18 protein-coding genes are annotated in these 19,022 nt (G+C 51.2%); 1 reads left to right on the top strand and 17 read right to left on the bottom strand.

Annotated features, from left to right (window positions below):
- Positions 1-150: 150 nt before the first annotated feature.
- From MKY82_RS00280 to pth, 16 genes are all read right to left on the bottom strand, one after another.
- Positions 151-1,071 (bottom strand): serine/threonine protein kinase, encoded by a 921-nt coding sequence (locus tag MKY82_RS00280; RefSeq protein ID WP_220687032.1) that lies wholly within the window; start codon positions 1,069-1,071, stop codon positions 151-153.
- Positions 1,055-1,795: a vWA domain-containing protein gene (locus MKY82_RS00275; RefSeq protein WP_076326532.1), complete on the bottom strand. Its 741-nt coding sequence runs from the start codon at positions 1,793-1,795 to the stop codon at positions 1,055-1,057. Before MKY82_RS00275 ends, MKY82_RS00280 begins: the two co-directional genes overlap by 17 nt.
- 169 nt (positions 1,796-1,964) lie before the next feature.
- Complete coding sequence (gene spoIIE / locus MKY82_RS00270; RefSeq protein ID WP_339295228.1) at positions 1,965-4,475, bottom strand: stage II sporulation protein E; 2,511 nt, start codon at positions 4,473-4,475, stop codon at positions 1,965-1,967.
- 345 nt (positions 4,476-4,820) lie between these two features.
- Positions 4,821-5,309, bottom strand: coding sequence for a S1 domain-containing RNA-binding protein (locus MKY82_RS00265; RefSeq protein ID WP_009591896.1), 489 nt, complete (start codon positions 5,307-5,309; stop codon positions 4,821-4,823).
- Between the two features lie 114 nt (positions 5,310-5,423).
- On the bottom strand, positions 5,424-5,774 hold the full coding sequence (locus MKY82_RS00260) for a septum formation initiator family protein (RefSeq protein ID WP_113057411.1): 351 nt from the start codon (positions 5,772-5,774) through the stop codon (positions 5,424-5,426).
- Between the two features lie 11 nt (positions 5,775-5,785).
- A complete protein-coding gene (yabQ, locus tag MKY82_RS00255) occupies positions 5,786-6,355 on the bottom strand; it encodes a spore cortex biosynthesis protein YabQ (protein ID WP_339295227.1) in 570 nt (189 codons plus the stop codon).
- Positions 6,352-6,633 (bottom strand): sporulation protein YabP, encoded by a 282-nt coding sequence (yabP, locus tag MKY82_RS00250; protein ID WP_009591926.1) that lies wholly within the window; start codon positions 6,631-6,633, stop codon positions 6,352-6,354. Before yabP ends, yabQ begins: the two co-directional genes overlap by 4 nt.
- A 218-nt stretch (positions 6,634-6,851) precedes the next feature.
- Entirely contained in the window at positions 6,852-7,130 is a 279-nt protein-coding gene (locus MKY82_RS00245) for an RNA-binding S4 domain-containing protein (protein ID WP_076326537.1), read from the bottom strand.
- Positions 7,130-7,402, bottom strand: coding sequence for an HU family DNA-binding protein (locus tag MKY82_RS00240; RefSeq protein WP_009591918.1), 273 nt, complete (start codon positions 7,400-7,402; stop codon positions 7,130-7,132). The genes MKY82_RS00245 and MKY82_RS00240 overlap by 1 nt, the downstream gene beginning before the upstream one ends.
- A 166-nt stretch (positions 7,403-7,568) precedes the next feature.
- Positions 7,569-9,083, bottom strand: coding sequence for a nucleoside triphosphate pyrophosphohydrolase (mazG, locus tag MKY82_RS00235; protein WP_339295226.1), 1,515 nt, complete (start codon positions 9,081-9,083; stop codon positions 7,569-7,571).
- 93 nt (positions 9,084-9,176) lie between these two features.
- Positions 9,177-10,856 carry a polysaccharide biosynthesis protein gene (locus MKY82_RS00230; RefSeq protein WP_339220811.1) on the bottom strand — a complete coding sequence of 560 codons (1,680 nt, stop codon included), beginning with the start codon at positions 10,854-10,856 and terminating at the stop codon, positions 9,177-9,179.
- Between the two features lie 199 nt (positions 10,857-11,055).
- The gene (gene spoVT / locus MKY82_RS00225; protein WP_071221080.1) at positions 11,056-11,598 is read right to left on the bottom strand and encodes a stage V sporulation protein T; all 543 of its coding nucleotides are present in this window, start codon (positions 11,596-11,598) and stop codon (positions 11,056-11,058) included.
- 326 nt (positions 11,599-11,924) lie between these two features.
- Positions 11,925-13,010 carry a peptidylprolyl isomerase gene (locus MKY82_RS00220; RefSeq protein ID WP_194540299.1) on the bottom strand — a complete coding sequence of 362 codons (1,086 nt, stop codon included), beginning with the start codon at positions 13,008-13,010 and terminating at the stop codon, positions 11,925-11,927.
- Complete coding sequence (mfd, locus tag MKY82_RS00215; RefSeq protein WP_194540298.1) at positions 12,994-16,521, bottom strand: transcription-repair coupling factor; 3,528 nt, start codon at positions 16,519-16,521, stop codon at positions 12,994-12,996. The genes MKY82_RS00220 and mfd overlap by 17 nt, the downstream gene beginning before the upstream one ends.
- 186 nt (positions 16,522-16,707) lie before the next feature.
- Complete coding sequence (locus tag MKY82_RS00210; protein WP_339224257.1) at positions 16,708-16,938, bottom strand: anti-sigma-F factor Fin family protein; 231 nt, start codon at positions 16,936-16,938, stop codon at positions 16,708-16,710.
- Between the two features lie 101 nt (positions 16,939-17,039).
- Positions 17,040-17,603: an aminoacyl-tRNA hydrolase gene (gene pth, locus MKY82_RS00205; RefSeq protein ID WP_076326543.1), complete on the bottom strand. Its 564-nt coding sequence runs from the start codon at positions 17,601-17,603 to the stop codon at positions 17,040-17,042.
- 107 nt (positions 17,604-17,710) lie between these two features.
- On the opposite strand from pth, the gene MKY82_RS00200 reads away from it, so the two are divergent.
- Positions 17,711-17,911 (top strand): hypothetical protein, encoded by a 201-nt coding sequence (locus tag MKY82_RS00200; RefSeq protein WP_071221084.1) that lies wholly within the window; start codon positions 17,711-17,713, stop codon positions 17,909-17,911.
- Between the two features lie 156 nt (positions 17,912-18,067).
- Here MKY82_RS00200 and MKY82_RS00195 read toward each other — a convergent pair whose 3' ends face one another.
- On the bottom strand, positions 18,068-19,021 hold the full coding sequence (locus MKY82_RS00195; RefSeq protein WP_006207421.1) for a ribose-phosphate diphosphokinase: 954 nt from the start codon (positions 19,019-19,021) through the stop codon (positions 18,068-18,070).
- Position 19,022 lies beyond the last annotated feature (1 nt).

Genomic DNA, 19,022 nt, shown 5'->3' with positions numbered 1-19,022 from the left:
CGAAAACGTGTAGCTCCACTCCTGACGTCCCTAGCTTCATCCAACTGAAGCGTTTTGAAAAAACGCACATCGGGAGCATAAGCTTCGGTGCTGAAAACCGACCTTTTTGAACTCGCACCTTTATGAACTCCCAGTAACAAGGTAACAACTTCATGAGCGGAAGAAAAAATAAACAGTAAGGGCCATGATGACTAACGACAAACCAAACGCGTTCTTCAGCCAACGCGGAGTTCGTCCCGGTTTAGGACGCACGCTCCGGCCCGAGCCTTCATATATTCGTTTTCTCCACTCGTTCAACGCTTCCCGTGAATCCGCGAAATCTCCCGACAAAGCCTTGTTCAGCCACACAGCGTATGGCTTAAACAGGAGGTTTCTTTGCAGCACCAGCTGCAGATCGGCAACACTACGGGTCTGGGGAAGCTGACAAGACGCCTCCCGTAATGATTTCTCATCCAGCAGGCCGATACACATCACGGCAAACGAGAACAAATCATAGGATACGTCGCCAGTCCGGCTTCCGGCATTCCAGTATCCCCGATCATACCATTCCGTAAACTGCTTGACGCTGCGTCCGAAAGGGCTTACGCCTCCATAATCGATCAGTTCCACTCTTCCGTATGCCGAGACCATCACATTATCCGGCTTCAAATCACCAAATGCATAACCGGATGCATGCAGAACGGACAGCTTCTCGAGCAGCTTCAGTCCGATCAATCCGATCCAATCGGCACCACGCTTGCGAATAAAATGATGCAGCGGACTCCCTTCAATGTAACGCATGACATAGAAGGACACTTCCCCACTGCCGTCATGATGATCGTCCGCCTCCACGAGATAAGGGTTCGGCATCTGTTCTTTCAACGCATTCAGGACATTAATTTCGGATTGAAGATCCAGAGCGTCATACCCAACTTTTAGAGCATAACGCTCGCGTACTCCTGCCCGATGGACCAGATACACCTTGCCGTTAGCCCCTTTGCCGAGCATACGCTCTACGATGTACCGGCTGTTCCGCCACTTGCCCTTAATTACGGTTCCTGGCGGATAACCCGGGTTAGACAACGTAGTCACCGAGCATCCCTTCCTCTTGGCTGGAATGACCCTGCCATGATTGATTACCCTCTAGTGTACCATATCGGTAAAATTCAATCACCTTTAACAAGGCAGGTCCCGTCGGCGTAGCCCCTCTCATCTGCAGGCGGCTGAACATTCCCCGGGCGCCGTCCAGATCCGAGGTCCAATTCACGTCCATCACGATATCCTCGCCGCTGTGTTTTCCAGGAAAATGGAATACGGACAATTCGCTTGAGCCTGCGCGCGCTTTCAAACTCAGCATTAAATCACGTATCGCTTCCTCAACGGCAGCCAGCTTGGGTTTCATGCTAGCACTTGCATCGATTAACAACGCGACCTGCAGAGAGGACGTCTCAGCCAGCTCATCCACAACTTCAACGACCTGCGATCGCTTGTCCGGCGGAAGTTCCTCCAGCGACCCGCCCCCCAAAATATGCTGTATCTCCTTATTTACCGCTTGTTGGATCGTCTGAACCACCGTTTTCCGAGTCATCATCTGTATCGTCTGCGCCAGCTGCGGTGTACCTACGATCCGGTGTATACCCCCTCCCGCTTTGGCTATCTCCTGAATTTCCAATCCCCCAAGCTCACCGATCGTTCCGTAATCAAGGACCCCCACCACATTCACGACAATACCATCCTGGAGCGCATGGGCTGCAGCCAGAACCGGACTGGCTCCCACGTTCGAGCATCCGTCCGTAATCAGTAGAATTTGCTTCATAATAAATGATCGCCTCCGTCTCATCCTATCGATTTGACTTCTGTCTCTATCATTTCCACATTCAAGAGAGTTCAAACGATATATAGAAGAATCGACGGAAAAGATTTACCCTCTCCGGGGTCCTCCATTTCCCGGGTAATCACTTAGTTTATCTATTTTATCTATCGCATCAGCTAACCGTTCGCGGCCGCTCCATTCGGGCGAAGCCCGGAACATGCACATTCGACCATTCCGGATGGAAGTGATCCACACGCCCGACCACCACCGTCATATCATCATGTATTTGATTCTGTTGATAGCGAATCACTTTCTCCAGCAAACAATCGGCTATTTCCTGCGGATCCTCGCTGTTCACCTCCTGAATCATTCGTTTCATCCATAGCTCCTTGTTCACCGCATAACCCGGCGCATCATATATGCCATCCGTCATCATGATGAGAACATCACCGGCTTGCAGCTGTAACGACACCAGATCCACTTCGATATCCTGAATAATCCCGATCGGGAGATTGCTGGCCGAGACCGGTATGACATCATTCCCCCGCTTGATAAAGCTTGGCGTCGAACCGATCTTCATAAAGGTGGTTTGAGCCGTATATTGATCAATTAGGGCCATATCGACCGTAGCATAGATTTCATCCGGTGAACGCAGCATAAGGATGGAGTTCACCGATTTGATCGCCAGCTTCTCATCCATCCCGGATTGAAGCAGTTGTTCTAATATATTCAGAGCCGAGCTGCTCTCAAGCCGAGCCCTTTCCCCGTTGCCCATACCATCACTAAGCGCTACCGCAAACGTCCCGTTCCCCAACTCGACCGTACTGAAGCTGTCACCTGATAAAATATCTCCTCCCTTAGCCGCTGCGGCTACGCCTGTCATAATTTCATATGTTTTCGCTGAGCCGAATCGCACGGTGGCCAATCCATCCCTTGGATGGGTCAAGGTCTCTTCCATTACGGCGATATGCTCCCCGAGAATGTCGGACAGCAGCGGTCCGATAATCTTCCTGCATTCGTCATAACCCCGGGTATACGCATGAACGATCTCAATCTCAACCTGCCCGGAGTCCAAACTGATGATATCAATGCCTTGAATCGATAAACCCAGCTGCTGAAGCGCTTCCCGAATCTGTTCTTCCTGAATGTGCATCGTCTGGCTTTCCCGCTTAATCTCTCGTGCCAAATCTTCCATAACCTGAGAAACCCCGGATAATTGTTCCGCTACCAGATGTCGGCTATCGTATATTTGGCGTTTCCACTGCATATCATGTTGGTAAAGATGATACTGCCGCTTGAGGATGCCAAGCACCTCCTCCTTCTTGGCACAGATCCGGCTCCATTCCGGTGGCAGATCATCTGCTTCCATCTCAGGGTTCTCCTCGATGGAGGTCATCATATCGGTCATATATTTATAAGTCTGGTAAAATTTCATGTCCCAGCACTGATTCCGTTTAAAGCATGTGGCACAGCTGCCCTCCGCCACGGCATTCATGAAATGATTCATCTCCTCCGTTTGTTTGCCCGGAGGCTGTATAACCCCGGACGTTTGTCCGAAGCTTTGCGAGAGCTGCCGGAACACCCGGGAAAATTGGGTAACACGATCCGCTGTAAGATCCCGGACCCGCTTGGCATATTCATGCTGTGAACGGGTATGATCCTGCGTGCCTGGCACATATTTGCCTATAGCCTGCATCACGCTCTTGGGCGTAATGAGGAATAACACAATAGCCGCGCAGGTTTCCCAAGTGGAGATCATCACTTCTCCAGGATTGCTGAAATAGATGGAGAGAATGGTAGCCCCGAGCAGCATTCCCAGCGAAACGCCGCCTTTCTTCCCTTCCTTCAGCATACCGGCGAGCATCCCGGAGAAGGCGAGCAGACTCATCTGGGAGAATGCCGAAATGTTGGCAAGACTGAGGATGAGGCCTGTTACTACACCAACCGAGGCGCCTAGTGGAGCTCCCCCGACTAGAGCAAACAACAGAATTAAGTATCGGGATAGGACATGCTCTACCGACAGGGATTGGATCGTCCAGCCAACGGCTCCTGTCATGACCGACGCCAGCAAAATGATGATACATAAAATTTCTTCATTTCGAAGAGCATGTGTTTTTTTACGAAGGGTCAGCACCGGGATCGCTTGGATAAAGACCAATGTCAGTACAAAGCTGAGCACGGCGTTCAGGGTGAGCATCATCATGGAATACCAGGTAATGCTAGGTCCGATGAGAACACTGAACAGATTCACGAAGAAGGTGGAGACAAATACCATCAGCGGCGCATACGACAATTCTGCCCGATCATAGGTCTCCAATCCCCGCATCATAAAGTAAAAGATCAAGATTTCTGCCGGTACCATCCATGCCACCGGAAAGGACGCAAATAAACTACCTGCAACGATCGCTGCGCCTACCGGTAGCAAAACATCACGACGCATAAAGGCAATAACTGCAAAATAAGCGACTGCAAATGGAGACAGCTCCCCCAGAATCATAGCTCGTCCGAGCAGAAAACCCATGAAGGTTAGCAGAATCATCCACTTCTTAGCGGCCAGGAAGTGGATGGGACGCTGCAGGAAAGGCAGCTGCCCTAACCGTTCTGTTACACGGGCACGAATGGAACCCGCTCCCCCTTTAACCGCCTCAGTACCCGGAAACATCACCAGATTTCTTTTATCCATTACGCTGGCACCCCATTCTTCACGAATTTGTTGGTCCCATTATAAAACCCCTGTTCAGGAAAGTTTGTCAGAACACCGGACAAGCCCGAAAGAAATTTCCGACAAAATCAACGTGTCTTGCGAACGTTCGGGAAAAGAGCGTCCATCCCCCGCGCCCAGCGGTGTTTCCACGGGTCAAGCCTGCAGCATTCATGCGGATCATTTCCCGAATTGAGGCGGACATTCCGTGCTCATTCCATACGACAGCGCCGTAAATTGCGTAGGAACCTGTCGTACCCTTGGATGCAACGACAAAAAAACCGCAGAAGGCGATTTCCCTCTGCGGTCAGTTTATATTTTATCGAATTACATACGTTTGGCTCCGCGTCCACCGCGTTTGCCTTCCGTATTCTTCTTAAGCGAAGAGATCCGTTCTTCACTGTCTTTTAGGAAGCGTGACATTTTATCCTCAAATGAAGGCTTGTTGGCCGCAGGCTTAAACGGGCGTCCGCCGCGTTCACGGTTGAATCCTCCACCACCGCCACCTCCGAATCGTTCTCCGCCGCCTCCACTGCGTTCCGGTCTCGGTGCGCGGGGTGGACGACTTTCGGAAGCCGGCTTGTCGACAGCCTGCTTGATCGAAAGACCGATCTTGCCGTCCTTGTCGACATTAATCACCTTCACGGTAACGACGTCGTTGATTTTCAAATGATCGTTGACATCCTTAACGTAATTGTCGGCGATCTCCGAGATGTGAACGAGACCCGTGACACCTCCTGACAGATCCACAAATGCTCCAAAATGCGTTATGCCTGTCACCTTGCCCTCTAACTTGGTGCCCACTTCAATTGCCATAGAATAAAATGATCCTCCCTTAAAAATATACAGTCCGATTTAGAAATCGCGCTGCGGTGATTTGATTATACGATAATGACCTAAACAAGGTCAACAGACGTCTGTCATGCCTAATTACGGCTTTTCGCCCGAATTTTGGGGCTGAATGATCGGCGTCTCATTTGGCAGATACAGTCCAAACTTCTTGCGGGCAATCTGCCCGATATATTCAGGGTCCTTCAATCGCTCCACTTCATGAGTAATCTGGATTAGCGACTGTTCAACGGACTTATAATCCTCTTGCTTTTGAGCAAGCGCTTCGTTCTGATTACGGATGCGGTCATTCTGGGACCAGAGCGTTGAACCTGCCCAGATCAAAAACAGCGCCATCATCGCCACAAACATTTTTTTACGCCGGCGTGCGCCCTTGTTCTTTGTCTTGGTTTGTTGGGGAGCCTGCTTCGACGGATCAGCAAATCTTCCCATGACCATACCTCCTAAAACCAGCGCTTCCACGCCTTAATAACCTTGTCTGCGAGTTGCTTGCTCCATGCCGGCAGCCTGACTCTGGATGTGATCGGTCTCAGCATCCATTTCAAGAGTCGCCAAAAAGGCATGAGGCATTTAAGGACTAAACGCAACAGCGACAGGAGAAACTTCCATAGAAACCTTAACAATCCCAAGATGAGCATTAGGATTCCTTTGATGGGATTCCACACTAACATACGGAACAGCTTGTACAAAAAGGCCATTAAGCCTTTTGTCACTTGAATTAACATTACCACAAAACGCTGGGTTATGACACTCCATAATAAAAAATAGATCCAAACCCCTATAAACAAGCCCACAAACACATAAAAACGCAGTTGACCGTCATTGGTCACGTACAACATGCGAAAAATGAAGAAGGCTGCCGCAATCCAGTAAAGGAAGTCCAGGGTATGCTTGGACCATCGCGGGAAACGGAGCTGCCCTGCCAGCACCCGGTAGCTGTCAAAGGCGACTCCCATCGCTGCTCCGGAGAAGAGCATCCAGAGCAGCGTGATCCATTGTACGCTGGGGTTCATTTAAACAGCTTACCCAGCAGACTCTTGTTCTTGGTCTGCGAACCGGGATTCAAATAAATCAGTGAATGCACCTGACCTTCAATCGACAAAAGCCCCTCTTCCAGGCTGAGATTTTTAATATGTAAATTTTGCCCCCGAATGGTGAGATGCCCAAGCTCGGTTTGAAGCAGAAATTCTTCACTGTCAAAGCTCTCCACATTTTGGACACCCGTTATGTCCAGCAGCTTCCGGTTCTGCATCCGCAGGTCATGAAACTTACCCTTCCCTTGGTCGATCATGGCATGTACCCCTCCTTTAACAATAGCTTATGGGAAGGTGCCTGTCTTTAGAACCGGAAGAAGAACAACCGCCTCAGGAATGATCGTGACGCTGCGACGAAAGCCAGGCGAAAGAAAGAGAGCAGGAGTTCCAATCGTTTATACATCCATGATAAACATAAAAACGCCCCCCACACCATATGGTGAGAGGGACGTTTGATGGAACGGCTTTGGGCTGCTTACCAGTCCAATCCGCGATCTTTAACGATCGGTTCTTCCTTGACCAAGGTGTAGAGGCTGGTCGCCTCATCTTTACGGGTTGTCTCGGTAAGACGCTCGACCCGGACGGTCACCAGCTTCTGGCCAAACTGGACGGTGATCTCGTCGCCCAATTTAACCGTGCTGCTCGGCTTGGCCTCGCGGCCATTGATCAGCACCCGACCTTGATCCGATACATCTTTCGCTACGGTACGCCGCTTGATTAACCTCGATACTTTCAGGAATTTATCGACGCGCATTATTTTACGGCTTCTTTAAGCTTGTTACCTGCCTTGAACGCAGGAACGTTGGATTCTGGAATTTCGATCGTGTTACCCGTTTGCGGGTTGCGGCCAGTACGTCCAGCGCGCTTGCGAGTTTCGAATGTACCAAAGCCGATCAATTGAACTTTATCGCCATTAGCCAAAGCTTCAGTGATTTCACCAAGGAAGCCGTTCAGGACGTTCTCTACGTCTTTTTTTGTCAAACCACTTTTACCGGAAATGTTGTTGATCAGATCTGTTTTGTTCATGAATTAAATCCTCCCAATTATCAGAAAAATATAAGATTTTACGGTTATTCGGTTAAACCGCCTTGCAACCTGCAAGATTTCACCATTAATGATTATTCTGGATGCCTTGCGGAATTCCTGCCGCAAATCCCTATTTTTTTATTTTTTACGTGAAAAGTTGCCCTTTTCACACGTCGATACCGCCGTTTTGTGCCGATCCCGATTTAGCGGCCTGCCATAGGGCTTCCATCTCGTCCAGAGTACTTTCCTGCAAGGTTTTCCCCTGGGCGGCAAGCTTCTCCTCTATGTAGCTGAAGCGACTGACAAACTTTCGGTTCGTTCTCGAGAGCGCCTCTTCCGGATCCGCACCGATAAATCTTGCCGCATTGGAGACCGCGAACAGCAGATCGCCGAGCTCTAGTGCTGTGTCCTCATCAGACTGGCCCTCGGTCACCGCCTGCCTCAGTTCACCGAGTTCCTCTTCAATCTTCTGGAACACACCTTCGATATTATCCCAATCGAAACCAACCTTGGATGCCTTCTTCTGGAGCTTGTACGCCTTCATCAAGGCGGGAAGATCCCGCGGGATGCCATCCAGCGCCGAGGCTTTCTCAGGTGAGAGCCCCTTGCGACGCTTCTCTTCCGCTTTCATCTGCTCCCAGTTCTGCAGGGCAGATTGCGCGTCTTTGGCGCTGCTCTCGCCAAAGACATGCGGGTGGCGGAAGATCAGCTTGTCATTCAGCGCTTGAATGACATCATACACCGTAAAGGTACCGAGCTCCTCTTCCATCTGGGAATGCAGCATAATCTGCAGCAGCAGATCCCCAAGTTCTTCCTGCATATGCTCAGGATCATCCTCATCAATCGTCTCCAATACCTCATAGGTTTCTTCGATGAGATTTTTGCGGATGGATTCGTGGGTCTGCTCGCGGTCCCACGGACAGCCTTCAGGACTGCGGAGAATGCCAACGATCTCATGGAGCCGGGCAAACGTTCGCTGCCTTAACGTGCTGTCATCGCTTCGGGGTACGTAGATCAGCGACAAATTCCCGTAGCCGTCGATGCGATCGAGTTCAAAGAGCGGTACTTGCTGTATCGCTTCTTCGCCCTCAACGCCCAGCGCATGGCCGACAATGACTGGATAATCGTCCGGATACAGCTCCATCAGCGCCAGTTTAACTTCCGAAGCCGTAAACATGTCATACACCTGGCCGATCAGGGTATGCAGCTGCGGCTGGATGAGGCTTGCCCGAAGCTCAGCCGCATCGAGAAGCTGGAAGCCCTCAATGGGATCGAAACCAAGGCGAACGAAGGCCTCGTCCAGAAAACTCTCACCGCCGAGCACCGTAAGCGTCACATGCTCTCCCGGGCAGCGTTCCCGTAATAACCGAACCGTTGCCTCCGCTACCATGGGATGCCCGGGCACCGCGTAGACAATCTCGCGATCCTCCTCAGCAGCTTTGGCCAAGTTGATTAGCGCGGATGCAATGGATTCGTACACCTCGGGAAAGGTGTCATACGCTTCATACACATGGTCAAACGATTCCGGTTCAATCTGGAATTCATTCAACGCAGCAATGACGGGATGAGATAATGTACGCACATACACCTTCGATGCCCGCTGCATGGTTTTTATGATACCTATCGTCAATCGATCCGGATTGCCAGAACCCAAGCCGACCACCGTAATGGATGCACTCATACGCTACTTCCTTTCGTCTTCGTCCGCCTTGTCGACGTCATTATCGTACACTACTATAGCACAGAAGATCAAACATCTCACAATCGGCCCGGTTCAGCGCAGCACACGCAGGGCCCGCAAGAAGGCTGCCAGTGGTCTTCCGACCTTCGGCAGCATCCGAAGCTCCTCCTCGGTGAGGAGCTTCGTGAGCGCGGCGCCGATAAGGAAGGCGCCGCATCCGGCCGCGACGCCGCTCAGGCCCGCTGCCGCGTGGGTGAGGCGGCCGGGGGCGAAGCCGGCCGCCGCCAGAATGCCGCCGGCTGCCTCACCTGCGGCCCAGGCGGCCAGCGCCACCGCGGCGAGGACCGGCAGCGTCCTCGCGAGCATGCCGCCGGCGTCAAGGCGGGCGCCGGCGCTTCGCGAGAGCAGCGCGAGGTTGAGCGCGGCGGCGGTCAGATGCGCGGCCACGCCGGCGATAGCTGCGCCGGTAATGCCAAACTGCGGCACCAGCAGCAGGTTGAGCAGCAGCTTGAGCCCTGCCGCAGCCAGCAGATGAACCGCCGGGGCCTTTACAATGCCGATGCCTTGAAGCAGCGCGGCTGTAATCGTGCTCAGCGTACCCCCGGCGGCTGTAAAGGCAATCACCTGCATCGTCACCGTTCCTGCGGCATCCTCGTACAGCATAACGTTAATCGGCTCAGCCAGCACTGCCAAGCCTACGGAGGCCGTCATCCCGATCAGCCAAAACCAGCGGAGGGCCATGCGGGTTTGGCTTGCAACCCGGCTGGACTCTCCCTTGAACTTGGCCTCTGCCAGGGCAGGGATAAACAGAACCGACAACGAAGTAGCCAGCATCGTAACCAGCTGGACAAGCGGCAGTCCGCGGTTATAGACCCCAAACTCTGCCATAGCCATTGCTTCGCCCAGTCCGCCGGATGTCAATAACCGGGGCACCGTGAAGGTATCCACCAGTCCAATCAGCGGAACCGCGAGCAGACTAAGACAGACCGGAATTCCATAAGCAAGCAGGCGTCCAAGCAGAACACCTGCTCCCTCTCTAGATACATCGGCACGCATCCTCGTTTCGTTCATACCCGCTGCTCTGATTCCGTAGACAACTTTTCCTTGTGCTTTACTCCGAGTTCCCCGGAGATGCTTGCGCCAGTAGATTCCCATCACCACCAGACCGGCAGCACCACCGGCAGCAGATCCTAGCAGGGCCCCGGCGGCAATCATGTCGGAATCGGCGCCGGCCCGTATCATGTAAAGGAGCAGCACAATCATAACCCCGACACGGACAACTTGCTCCGTAATCTGGGAAATCGCCGTCGGCACCATATTGTGCAGCCCTTGAAAATAACCGCGGAGGACCGACATCCAAGGCACGAATGCCAGCGCCAACGCGCCTGCGCGGAGGGCGGGTACAACCTGACTGCTTCCGATCCACATCCCGATCCACGGAGCGCAGACATACATCAGCAAGCCGAGAATCAGACCGAACAGCACCAACGAGGCGGATGACAGGCGGAGCAGGCGATGACCGTCCTCTGTGCGCCCTTCAGCCTCATATTCTGCCACATATTTGGAGACCGCTGCGGGGAAACCGACGGCCGCTATCGTAATGATCATCATATAGAACGGATAAACCGTATTGTAGATGCCAAAGACGGCATCCCCGCCCATATTTTGCAGCGGTATTTTTTGCAGTGTGCCAATCAATTTGGACAAAAGCGCGGCCGCACTGAGAATAAACGCTCCCTGTAGAAGCCTTGCCCCTGTTTGATCTGGTTTCATATCCTCTTCCAATCCCCTAGTTTCTTTTTCCGTAAATATAGACCCATCATCATTCAGATGCTGCCATATGTACATCATTATAACCAAGGGTGTGAGCGTGGTACAAAAAAAGAAACCGGACAACAAAAACTCCCAGCTGCCGATTGACCTGTGATCAACGTTCAGCGGGAGTCTCCATCCAAGGATTCATGTCCTCGTCTTACTGTTCCATTTGCTTGCCGAGGAAGCCTGCAGCAGTTTCAGACATCTTCACTTCCATCTCACCCATGTTCACGGATTCGTCCTTGTTCAGCAGCACAACACTGCCAATCGGGTCTCCACCAGCAATGATAGGCGCAGCGACAAATGCGGACAGAGTTTCCGGATTGTCTTTGCTGATCTCATACGTACCGCTGTTGCTTTCCAGCACTGTCTTGCGATTTTCCATGCAGTTTTCCAGAAGGTTGCCGATTGGCTTGTCCAAATACTCCTTCTTGGAGCCGCCTGCTACGGCGATAAATGTATCACGGTCCGATATGATCGTGATGTGACCTGTGCTCTCATAAAGGGACTCTGCATATTCCTTCGCAAAATCACCCAACTCACCGATCGGTGAATATTTCTTCAGAATGACTTCTCCATCCCGGTCAACGAAAATTTCCAGCGGGTCGCCTTCGCGAATCCGCAGTGTGCGTCTAATTTCTTTTGGAATGACCACGCGCCCGAGGTCATCAATACGGCGGACGATACCAGTAGCTTTCATGTCACTTGTTGCCCCACTTTCATAAGAAGATTTTTCAACTACTGTTCCATTCGGGAAGAGGATGTCCCCAGGTATATAAGAGTTAATGTCTGACCATAGTATTCATCCATTCCCAATTCCTTATACATCATCTACCCTCTGTTGGTTGCGAAATCCAAAATAAATATCATTCGAAAGAGACTGACGTCAGGGGAGAAAAAATCCATAACGCGCGATTTCGCACGTTATGGATTCGAAGATCCCACCATTTCTTGCGTGCGCTGGCCATACATCCGGCATTGCCCCAACGCATTACAATATCATTGCCCGACCGCTTGTCTGCCGGCTTATTTACCTGTGTCGTCCTTGCCTGCATCCGGTGTTTGATCACCTTCCGCCGGTTTGTCGGTTGTACCGTCTGTCTTCTGGTCTCCCGTGCCCTCGGCAGGCTTGTCCGCATTCTCGCTTTTCGGAAGATTCATGCTCTCAATCAGGTCGTTAAGCTCATTCTGCATGAAGTTGTCAATCTTCGCCGAAGCCAGCTCATTTCGAATGCCTTCCTTCTGATCGGCAGGCAGTTTGTCGTAAGACACTTCCTCACGCTTCTCCACTTTCATGACATGGTAGCCGTAATCGGTTTCTACCGGATCGCTGATTTTGTTCAGTTCCAGCGTTAAGGCCTTTTCCTTGAATTGAGGCACCCAGCTGCCTGCGGGTTTGTTCTCGTACAGACCCCCGCTGTCCTTGGAGCCCGGGTCCTGGGAGTATTCCTTCGCCAAAGCAGCAAAATCCTCCCCTTTATTCAGCTTGGACTGTACTTCCTTGGCAATTTTGAGCGCCTCTCCCTCAGGTCTCTCCTTGCCTTCGGTATCTTTAAAACCAATCAGGACATGACGAACGCTAATGTTGGTATAATCCTTCTTGTTCGCATCGAATTCCTTCTTGATATCCTCTTCTTTTACCTGATTCTTCTCGTGCTCCATGACGGTCATGACGCGAAGCATATAATTTTTGAGGTCGTCTTCCGTCAATTTCTGCGATTCCAGAGCAGCTTTAAACTGCTCCTCGCCCATTCCGCTCTTCTGCTGCTTTAACAAATCATCCGCTTGCTTCCCGGCAGCTTCCTTCGCTTTATCGTCAGCTTTGGCGTACAGGTATTCATAGGCTACCCCCTGTTTCGCCAAATACTCCTTAAATTCATCCATTTGTAAAAATTGGGCGTATTCCGGGGACATGAACTGAATCATGCGCTGTTCCAGATCAAATTCCTTCTCGGTAATTTCTCCACCCTTATATTTGACGATAACTTTGCTATTATCATCTTCGGTTCCCTTAGTCTTGTCGTTTCCGCACGCAGCGATCATCGACATGGATAGTACTGCTGTGATGGATACAATAAACGTCTTCCATGCCTTGTTATTTCTTGACGGCATTTTGTAGTTCTCCCTTCAGGTTGAATGGCCCTTTTGCGGCCTCCAGGAATTGCTCCAGCAATTCTAACAGTTGTTGATCGGAAAGTCCCTTGCCTTTGATTCGAATGGCCATAGTCGGCCCTTGTTCAAATTGTACACGTCTTTCGAACATATTTCCAATTTGCGCAAGCCCTGTTGTATCAATCGCTTTGTCCTGCCCTTCATAAAACTGCAGCAGCACATCATCGCCGCGCTGGATGATGGAGTCGATCCCGTACGTACGACCATATACCTTCAAGCGGGATACGGCAAGCAGGTTACTTACCGCAAGCGGCAGCTCGCCAAAGCGGTCAAGCAGCTCGTCCTCAAGCTCAGCCGATTCGTCGATAGACGAAACGACAGCCACTTTTTTATAAATTTCGATCTTCTGGATGCTGTCATAAATGTAATCAGACGGCAAGTAAGCATCAATCCCCAGATCGATGGAGGTGTTCCAGTCCTTCGATGGCAATGGCGGCTCACCCAACATGCTGACTTTGCGCTTTTGAATCTCCTCCGCCAGCATTTGTGAATACAAATCGAACCCGACGGAAGCAATAAAACCATGCTGCTCCGCTCCGAGCAGGTTGCCCGCACCGCGAATCGACAGGTCCCGCATCGCAATCTTGAATCCGGAGCCAAGCTCCGTAAATTCTTTAATGGACTGCAGCCGCTTCTCGGCCACTTCGGTCAACACCTTATCCCGTTGGTACGTGAAATAAGCATATGCGATTCGGTTGGAACGTCCGACGCGTCCGCGCAGCTGATACAGCTGGGAGAGGCCCATTTTGTCCGCATCATGCACGATAAGCGTATTGACATTCGGGATATCCACGCCCGTCTCAATAATGCTTGTGCTCACCAATACGTCGTATTCGCCGTCGAGGAAGTCGAGAATGGTCTTCTCCAGTTCCGTTTCCGACATTTGGCCGTGTCCCACACCCACTCGGGCCTCCGGTACCAGCATGGATATCTGGGCTGCCATCTCCTGAATGCCCTGAACCCGGTTGTAAAGATAGTAAACTTGACCGCCCCGGGCCAGCTCCCGCTCGATCGCTTCCCGCACCAGGGTCTGGCTATGCTCTACGACATAAGTCTGCACTGGAAAACGATTCTCCGGCGGTGTCTCGATCACGGACAAATCCCGAACACCGAGCATCGACATATGCAGCGTGCGCGGAATCGGCGTTGCCGTCAGCGTCAGCACGTCGACATTGGTCTTCAGCTTCTTCAATTTCTCCTTATGCGTAACGCCAAATCGCTGCTCTTCATCCACGATCAGCAGTCCCAGATCCTTGAACACAATATCCTGCGAAAGCAGTCGATGCGTTCCGATCAGAATATCGACGGAGCCCTGCTTTACTTTCTTGATCGTCTCATTCTGCTCCTTACGGCTCCGGAAACGGCTCAGCACCTGAATGTTGATCGGATAATTGGCGAAGCGCTCCCGGAACGTCTCGTAATGCTGCTGGGCCAAAATCGTTGTCGGTACCAGCACCGCAACCTGCTTCCCTTCGATCGCCGCTTTAAAGGCAGCTCGAACCGCCACTTCCGTTTTCCCGTAACCGACATCACCGCACAGGAGCCGGTCCATCGGTCGGTTTTGTTCCATGTCTTTTTTGATTTCGGTAATGGCCCGAAGCTGATCGGGTGTTTCATCATATGGGAACATGTCCTCGAATTCCTGCTGCTCCGACGTATCCTTCTCAAAACCGTATCCAGGCGCAGACTGACGCTCGGCATACAGCTTGATCAGATCGTCGGCGATATCCTGAACGGAAGAACGAACCTTGTTCTTAACCCGTGTCCATTCATTTCCACCCAGCTTGTAAACCTTCGGCTCCTTATCTTCGGAACCGACATATTTCTGAATGAGATCGATCTGCTCAATCGGAACGGACAGCTTATCGCCCCCGGCATACAAAATATGCATGTAGTCCTTATGGATTCCGTTGATTTCGAGCGTCCCGATCCCCATATATTTCCCGATACCGTGGTTTTGATGCACCACATAGTCGCCGACTTTGAGCTCCGTATAACTCTTGATGCGCTCGGCGTTGTCCATATTCTTCGTGGTTTTGCGTGTTTTACGCTGCTTCGAGGAGAACATCTCACTCTCTGTAATAATAGCAGCATGGACCGAAGGCATCTCGAAGCCATTTTGCAAATGCCCTTCATACATCACCGGTTCTTCGATGCCATAGTCCAGCAACACCCGCCGCATACGGTCCATCCGCTCTGCATCGCCTGCCAGCATCATGACCTGAACGCCCGACTTCTTCCAGCGTTCCATCTCGGCCTTGAGCACGTTCATCTGTCCATGGAAATCCTGCATGCCGCGCGTAATCATATTGACAATATTTTGCGGCTGCATTCTTGGCACCTGACGCAGGAAGATGGAGATCAACAGGCTCTGGTAGGGATGCTGGTAGATCAGTTCTTCCGTATCCAGCGACAGCGGCAGATCCGGCAGCGATTTGCCATTTTGCATGAGATGCAAATTCCATTCCGCTTCATCCCGCTCCAGCTGCTTGGCTGTTTCTAACAGGCGAGCAGGCTCATCCATAATCAGAATCGTATCCTTCGGCAAGTAATCATATAAATTGGTCTTCTCCGGATACAACAGGGAGATATATTTATAGATTTCAGGGAAATACATCCGCTCGCGCAGCATCTCAACTTCCCGGTGTATTTCGTCCCGCAAACGGAGCTTGGCCTGACGATCACTCATGCGTTCGAGCTGCGTCTCCAGCAGACGGGCCACCGTATCCGCTGTGCGACTAAGCCGCTCCGAATCGGCAATAATTTCCTTGCATGGTGTAATGGTGACTTCCCGGACCTTATCAATCGAGCGCTGATCCGCCGGGTCGAAGGTACGAATCGAGTCGATATCCTCATCAAACAGTTCTACGCGGTACGCCATGGTCGTTGTCATCGGATAAAAATCGATGATACCGCCGCGGACACTCATCTCGCCGCGGCTCTCGACGCGCTCCACCCGTTCATATCCCATCTCGATCATCTGGTTCAGAAAGGATTCCAGCACGAGTGTACCGCCGTCATGGAGCACGATTCGGGCATCGGACATCACTTCGGGAGCGGGAAGAAGGCGACGCACGCCGGAAAATGGCGCAACGACAATACCCCGGAAGCCTCTTGCACAACGGACGAGAACATCAATCCGCTGCGCCAGAGTCTCGGGGCTTGAAACGGCCGACTCGGCTGCTACCAGCTCATTCGCCGGGTATAATAACACTTGATCCGGTGAGAGCGCTTCCTGTAAATCATCCGCAATTTTCTGGGCTGAAAACATATTATGAGTGACCACGAGCAGCGGGCGCTGCTGGTCCTGGTGCAATGCAGCCATTAAGATCTGTCTGGACGACCCGGAAAGACCGGAGATCAATTGCTCCCTCATGCCGGCTTGAACGCCAGCGGTTATGGATTTGAAGTCCGAATCCTTCGAAAATACATCAATAAGTGCTTGTAACAAAAGGGGGCACCTCTCTTATGCAAAAGAAATGAATTTCCTAGACTCTATTTCTCATGGAATTTTAGACGATTGCCAAAAAATTATAACCGAAAAGAAGCCTTGAGCAAAACTGCCAAGGCTAGAGCAGCGGCAGGGCCTGCCGCTGTATGTCTTCTACCAAAAAACGTCGTTAACCCCATTATACTCTCATTGCAGGGGATTTGCCAAAAGGCTAAGTTCCGGATGGGCTTCGAGGGCTTCTCTGCAATGATCGCAGGTTACCCGTACCATCACTTCTCCGTTAAAATCATAGGCTATTATATCCTTGCGTTCCTCAGGGGTCAAGGAATCAAATCCGAGACGGGCTTCGGATACTTGATTGGAATCGATGCGGCCCTGAAAAGCCCGACAGTGTCTGCAAACATAGGTTATCGCCATCATATGCCTCCTGAAGGTCGTATATACCTTCAGTATGCCCGGAATTCCCTCGTTTAAGACTTCGATCTTCCGGCAGGTTGCTTCCATCCTATAATGCTTCTCTAGGACTTGTTGAACTTCGCCATCGTCTGCTCAAAGGTATGATCCAGACTGAATTCCAGCGCGTCACAGGTCTCCTCAACCATGCTCTGCAGCTGTTCGCGTTCTTTCTTCGGAAATGTACCCAGCACATAATCCACAATGGCATAACCTGGCTCAGGCCTCGATATGCCCATTCGGACGCGGTTGAAGCTCTGCGTCCCGGTATGCTGAATAATGGATTTAATGCCATTATGTCCTCCGGCACTGCCCTGATATCGCAGGCGGATCTTACCGACGACGGTATCCAAATCATCATAGACCACAATCATGTCCTCAAGACTCACTTTATAATAATCCATATAAGCACGCACGGCCTCGCCTGAAAGATTCATGAACGTCATCGGTTTGATCAGGACCGTTTTAGTGCCGCCAATCATCCCTTCCGCGATGACCGATTTGCATTTATTCTGATTGAACTTCATGCCGTGTCGCTCTGCCAGAGCATCCAGCGCCATGAACCCAACATTATGGCGTGTCTTCTCATAATTTGAACCGGGGTTGCCCAGTCCGACAATCCATTTCATCACAGGTTGATTCCTTTCACGATTTATACTTTCTTCTTTGCGCATTTCTGAGTACAATATGAACAAAACCTATCGGCGTTATGCCCTCATAAGAAGGTGAATCGGCATTGAAAGCTTTCGAACAGAAATTAACGCACCACAGTCATTTTCAATACCATATGAAGCATGGCATCCCTGTTCAAGTCTATGAACTGGGTTGTCACATCGACGTGGGTCTGATCACTGCAGTCGACGCCTACTTTGTCGAGCTTGAGGGGACGCTATACAACCGGAACACGTTCACTTTCATCTCCAGGCCCGGATATTGATAGCCTGCGCAGCACGTATTATCAGGCTGAAATTATGAAAACGTTTTCCCCCAGGCTGTTCACCTGCTCTTGCTTAACCCAAGCTACAAAGTCGCCATAGCCGACAAGGGTTACATCTCCTCATGAGGAGATGTAACCCTGCCTTTACACGGTTTATTATTCTATTTCAAACAATTTACTAATCGACAATTCCTCATGAACCCGGATGATGGCTTCACCCATCAACGGAGCAACCGACAATACCGTCAGCTTGCTGCTCGGGTTCGGATTGGTGATCGGAATGGTGTCTGTTACAACAACTTCCTTCAGCGGGGAGTTTTCCAGGCGCTCATGGGCAGGGCCCGAGAGAACCGGATGTGTACAGCACGCGTAGACTTCCTTAACGCCGCCTTCCATCAACGCATTGGCACCCAGCACAATCGTACCGGCGGTATCGATAATGTCATCAATCAGAATGGCGGTCTTGCCTTCGATATTCCCGATAATGTTCATGACTTCACTGACATTCGGCTCAGGGCGGCGTTTATCGATAATCGCCAGCGGTGCATTCAGGAAATCAGCAAGCTTTCTCGCGCGAACGACACCGCCATGATCCGGAGATACAACGACAGGGTTCTCGATCTGCTTTGAACGGAAATATTGGGCAAGAATCGGCACCCCGAGCAGATGATCCACCGGAATATCGAAAAATCCCTGAATCTGCATCGCATGCAGATCCATCGTAATGACACGATGAGCTCCTGCTTTTTCGATCAGATTCGCAACCAGCTTAGCGGTGATCGGATCCCGCGAACGCGCTTTGCGGTCTTGACGGGCATATCCGTAATACGGAATAACCACGTTGATGCTCTTCGCGGATGCCCGCTTGAGCGCATCCACCATAACCAGCAGTTCCATCAGGTTATCATTCACCGGCAAGCAGGTGGACTGCACAATATAAACATGGCAGCCCCGCACGCTCTCGGAGAGCTTTACTTGAATCTCGCCGTCGCTAAAGCTGGTTGTATGCGATTCCCCCATCGGAATGCCGATATAATCGGCGATTTGATGGGCAAGTTTAGGATTGGAATTACACGTGAATATTTTTAATTTAGAATCAAGATAAGTCATA

The sequence above is a fragment of the Paenibacillus sp. FSL W7-1279 genome (assembly GCF_037969845.1).
Classification (GTDB): domain Bacteria; phylum Bacillota; class Bacilli; order Paenibacillales; family Paenibacillaceae; genus Paenibacillus_AQ.
Note: the sequence above shows the minus strand (reverse complement) of the source record. Positions and strands in the feature narration are given on the sequence as shown.

What these genes read in the sequence shown, in the direction of transcription:
- MKY82_RS00275 (WP_076326532.1), bottom strand. Translation starts at nt 1,795, where the DNA reads ATGAAGCAAATTCTACTGATTACGGACGGATGCTCGAACGTGGGAGCC.
- spoIIE (WP_339295228.1), bottom strand. Translation starts at nt 4,475, where the DNA reads ATGGATAAAAGAAATCTGGTGATGTTTCCGGGTACTGAGGCGGTTAAA.
- MKY82_RS00265 (WP_009591896.1), bottom strand. Translation starts at nt 5,309, where the DNA reads ATGGCAATTGAAGTGGGCACCAAGTTAGAGGGCAAGGTGACAGGCATA.
- MKY82_RS00260 (WP_113057411.1), bottom strand. Translation starts at nt 5,774, where the DNA reads ATGGGAAGATTTGCTGATCCGTCGAAGCAGGCTCCCCAACAAACCAAG.
- yabQ (WP_339295227.1), bottom strand. Translation starts at nt 6,355, where the DNA reads ATGAACCCCAGCGTACAATGGATCACGCTGCTCTGGATGCTCTTCTCC.
- yabP (WP_009591926.1), bottom strand. Translation starts at nt 6,633, where the DNA reads ATGATCGACCAAGGGAAGGGTAAGTTTCATGACCTGCGGATGCAGAAC.
- MKY82_RS00245 (WP_076326537.1), bottom strand. Translation starts at nt 7,130, where the DNA reads ATGCGCGTCGATAAATTCCTGAAAGTATCGAGGTTAATCAAGCGGCGT.
- MKY82_RS00240 (WP_009591918.1), bottom strand. Translation starts at nt 7,402, where the DNA reads ATGAACAAAACAGATCTGATCAACAACATTTCCGGTAAAAGTGGTTTG.
- mazG (WP_339295226.1), bottom strand. Translation starts at nt 9,083, where the DNA reads ATGAGTGCATCCATTACGGTGGTCGGCTTGGGTTCTGGCAATCCGGAT.
- MKY82_RS00230 (WP_339220811.1), bottom strand. Translation starts at nt 10,856, where the DNA reads ATGAAACCAGATCAAACAGGGGCAAGGCTTCTACAGGGAGCGTTTATT.
- spoVT (WP_071221080.1), bottom strand. Translation starts at nt 11,598, where the DNA reads ATGAAAGCTACTGGTATCGTCCGCCGTATTGATGACCTCGGGCGCGTG.
- MKY82_RS00220 (WP_194540299.1), bottom strand. Translation starts at nt 13,010, where the DNA reads ATGCCGTCAAGAAATAACAAGGCATGGAAGACGTTTATTGTATCCATC.
- MKY82_RS00210 (WP_339224257.1), bottom strand. Translation starts at nt 16,938, where the DNA reads ATGGCGATAACCTATGTTTGCAGACACTGTCGGGCTTTTCAGGGCCGC.
- pth (WP_076326543.1), bottom strand. Translation starts at nt 17,603, where the DNA reads ATGAAATGGATTGTCGGACTGGGCAACCCCGGTTCAAATTATGAGAAG.
- MKY82_RS00195 (WP_006207421.1), bottom strand. Translation starts at nt 19,021, where the DNA reads ATGACTTATCTTGATTCTAAATTAAAAATATTCACGTGTAATTCCAAT.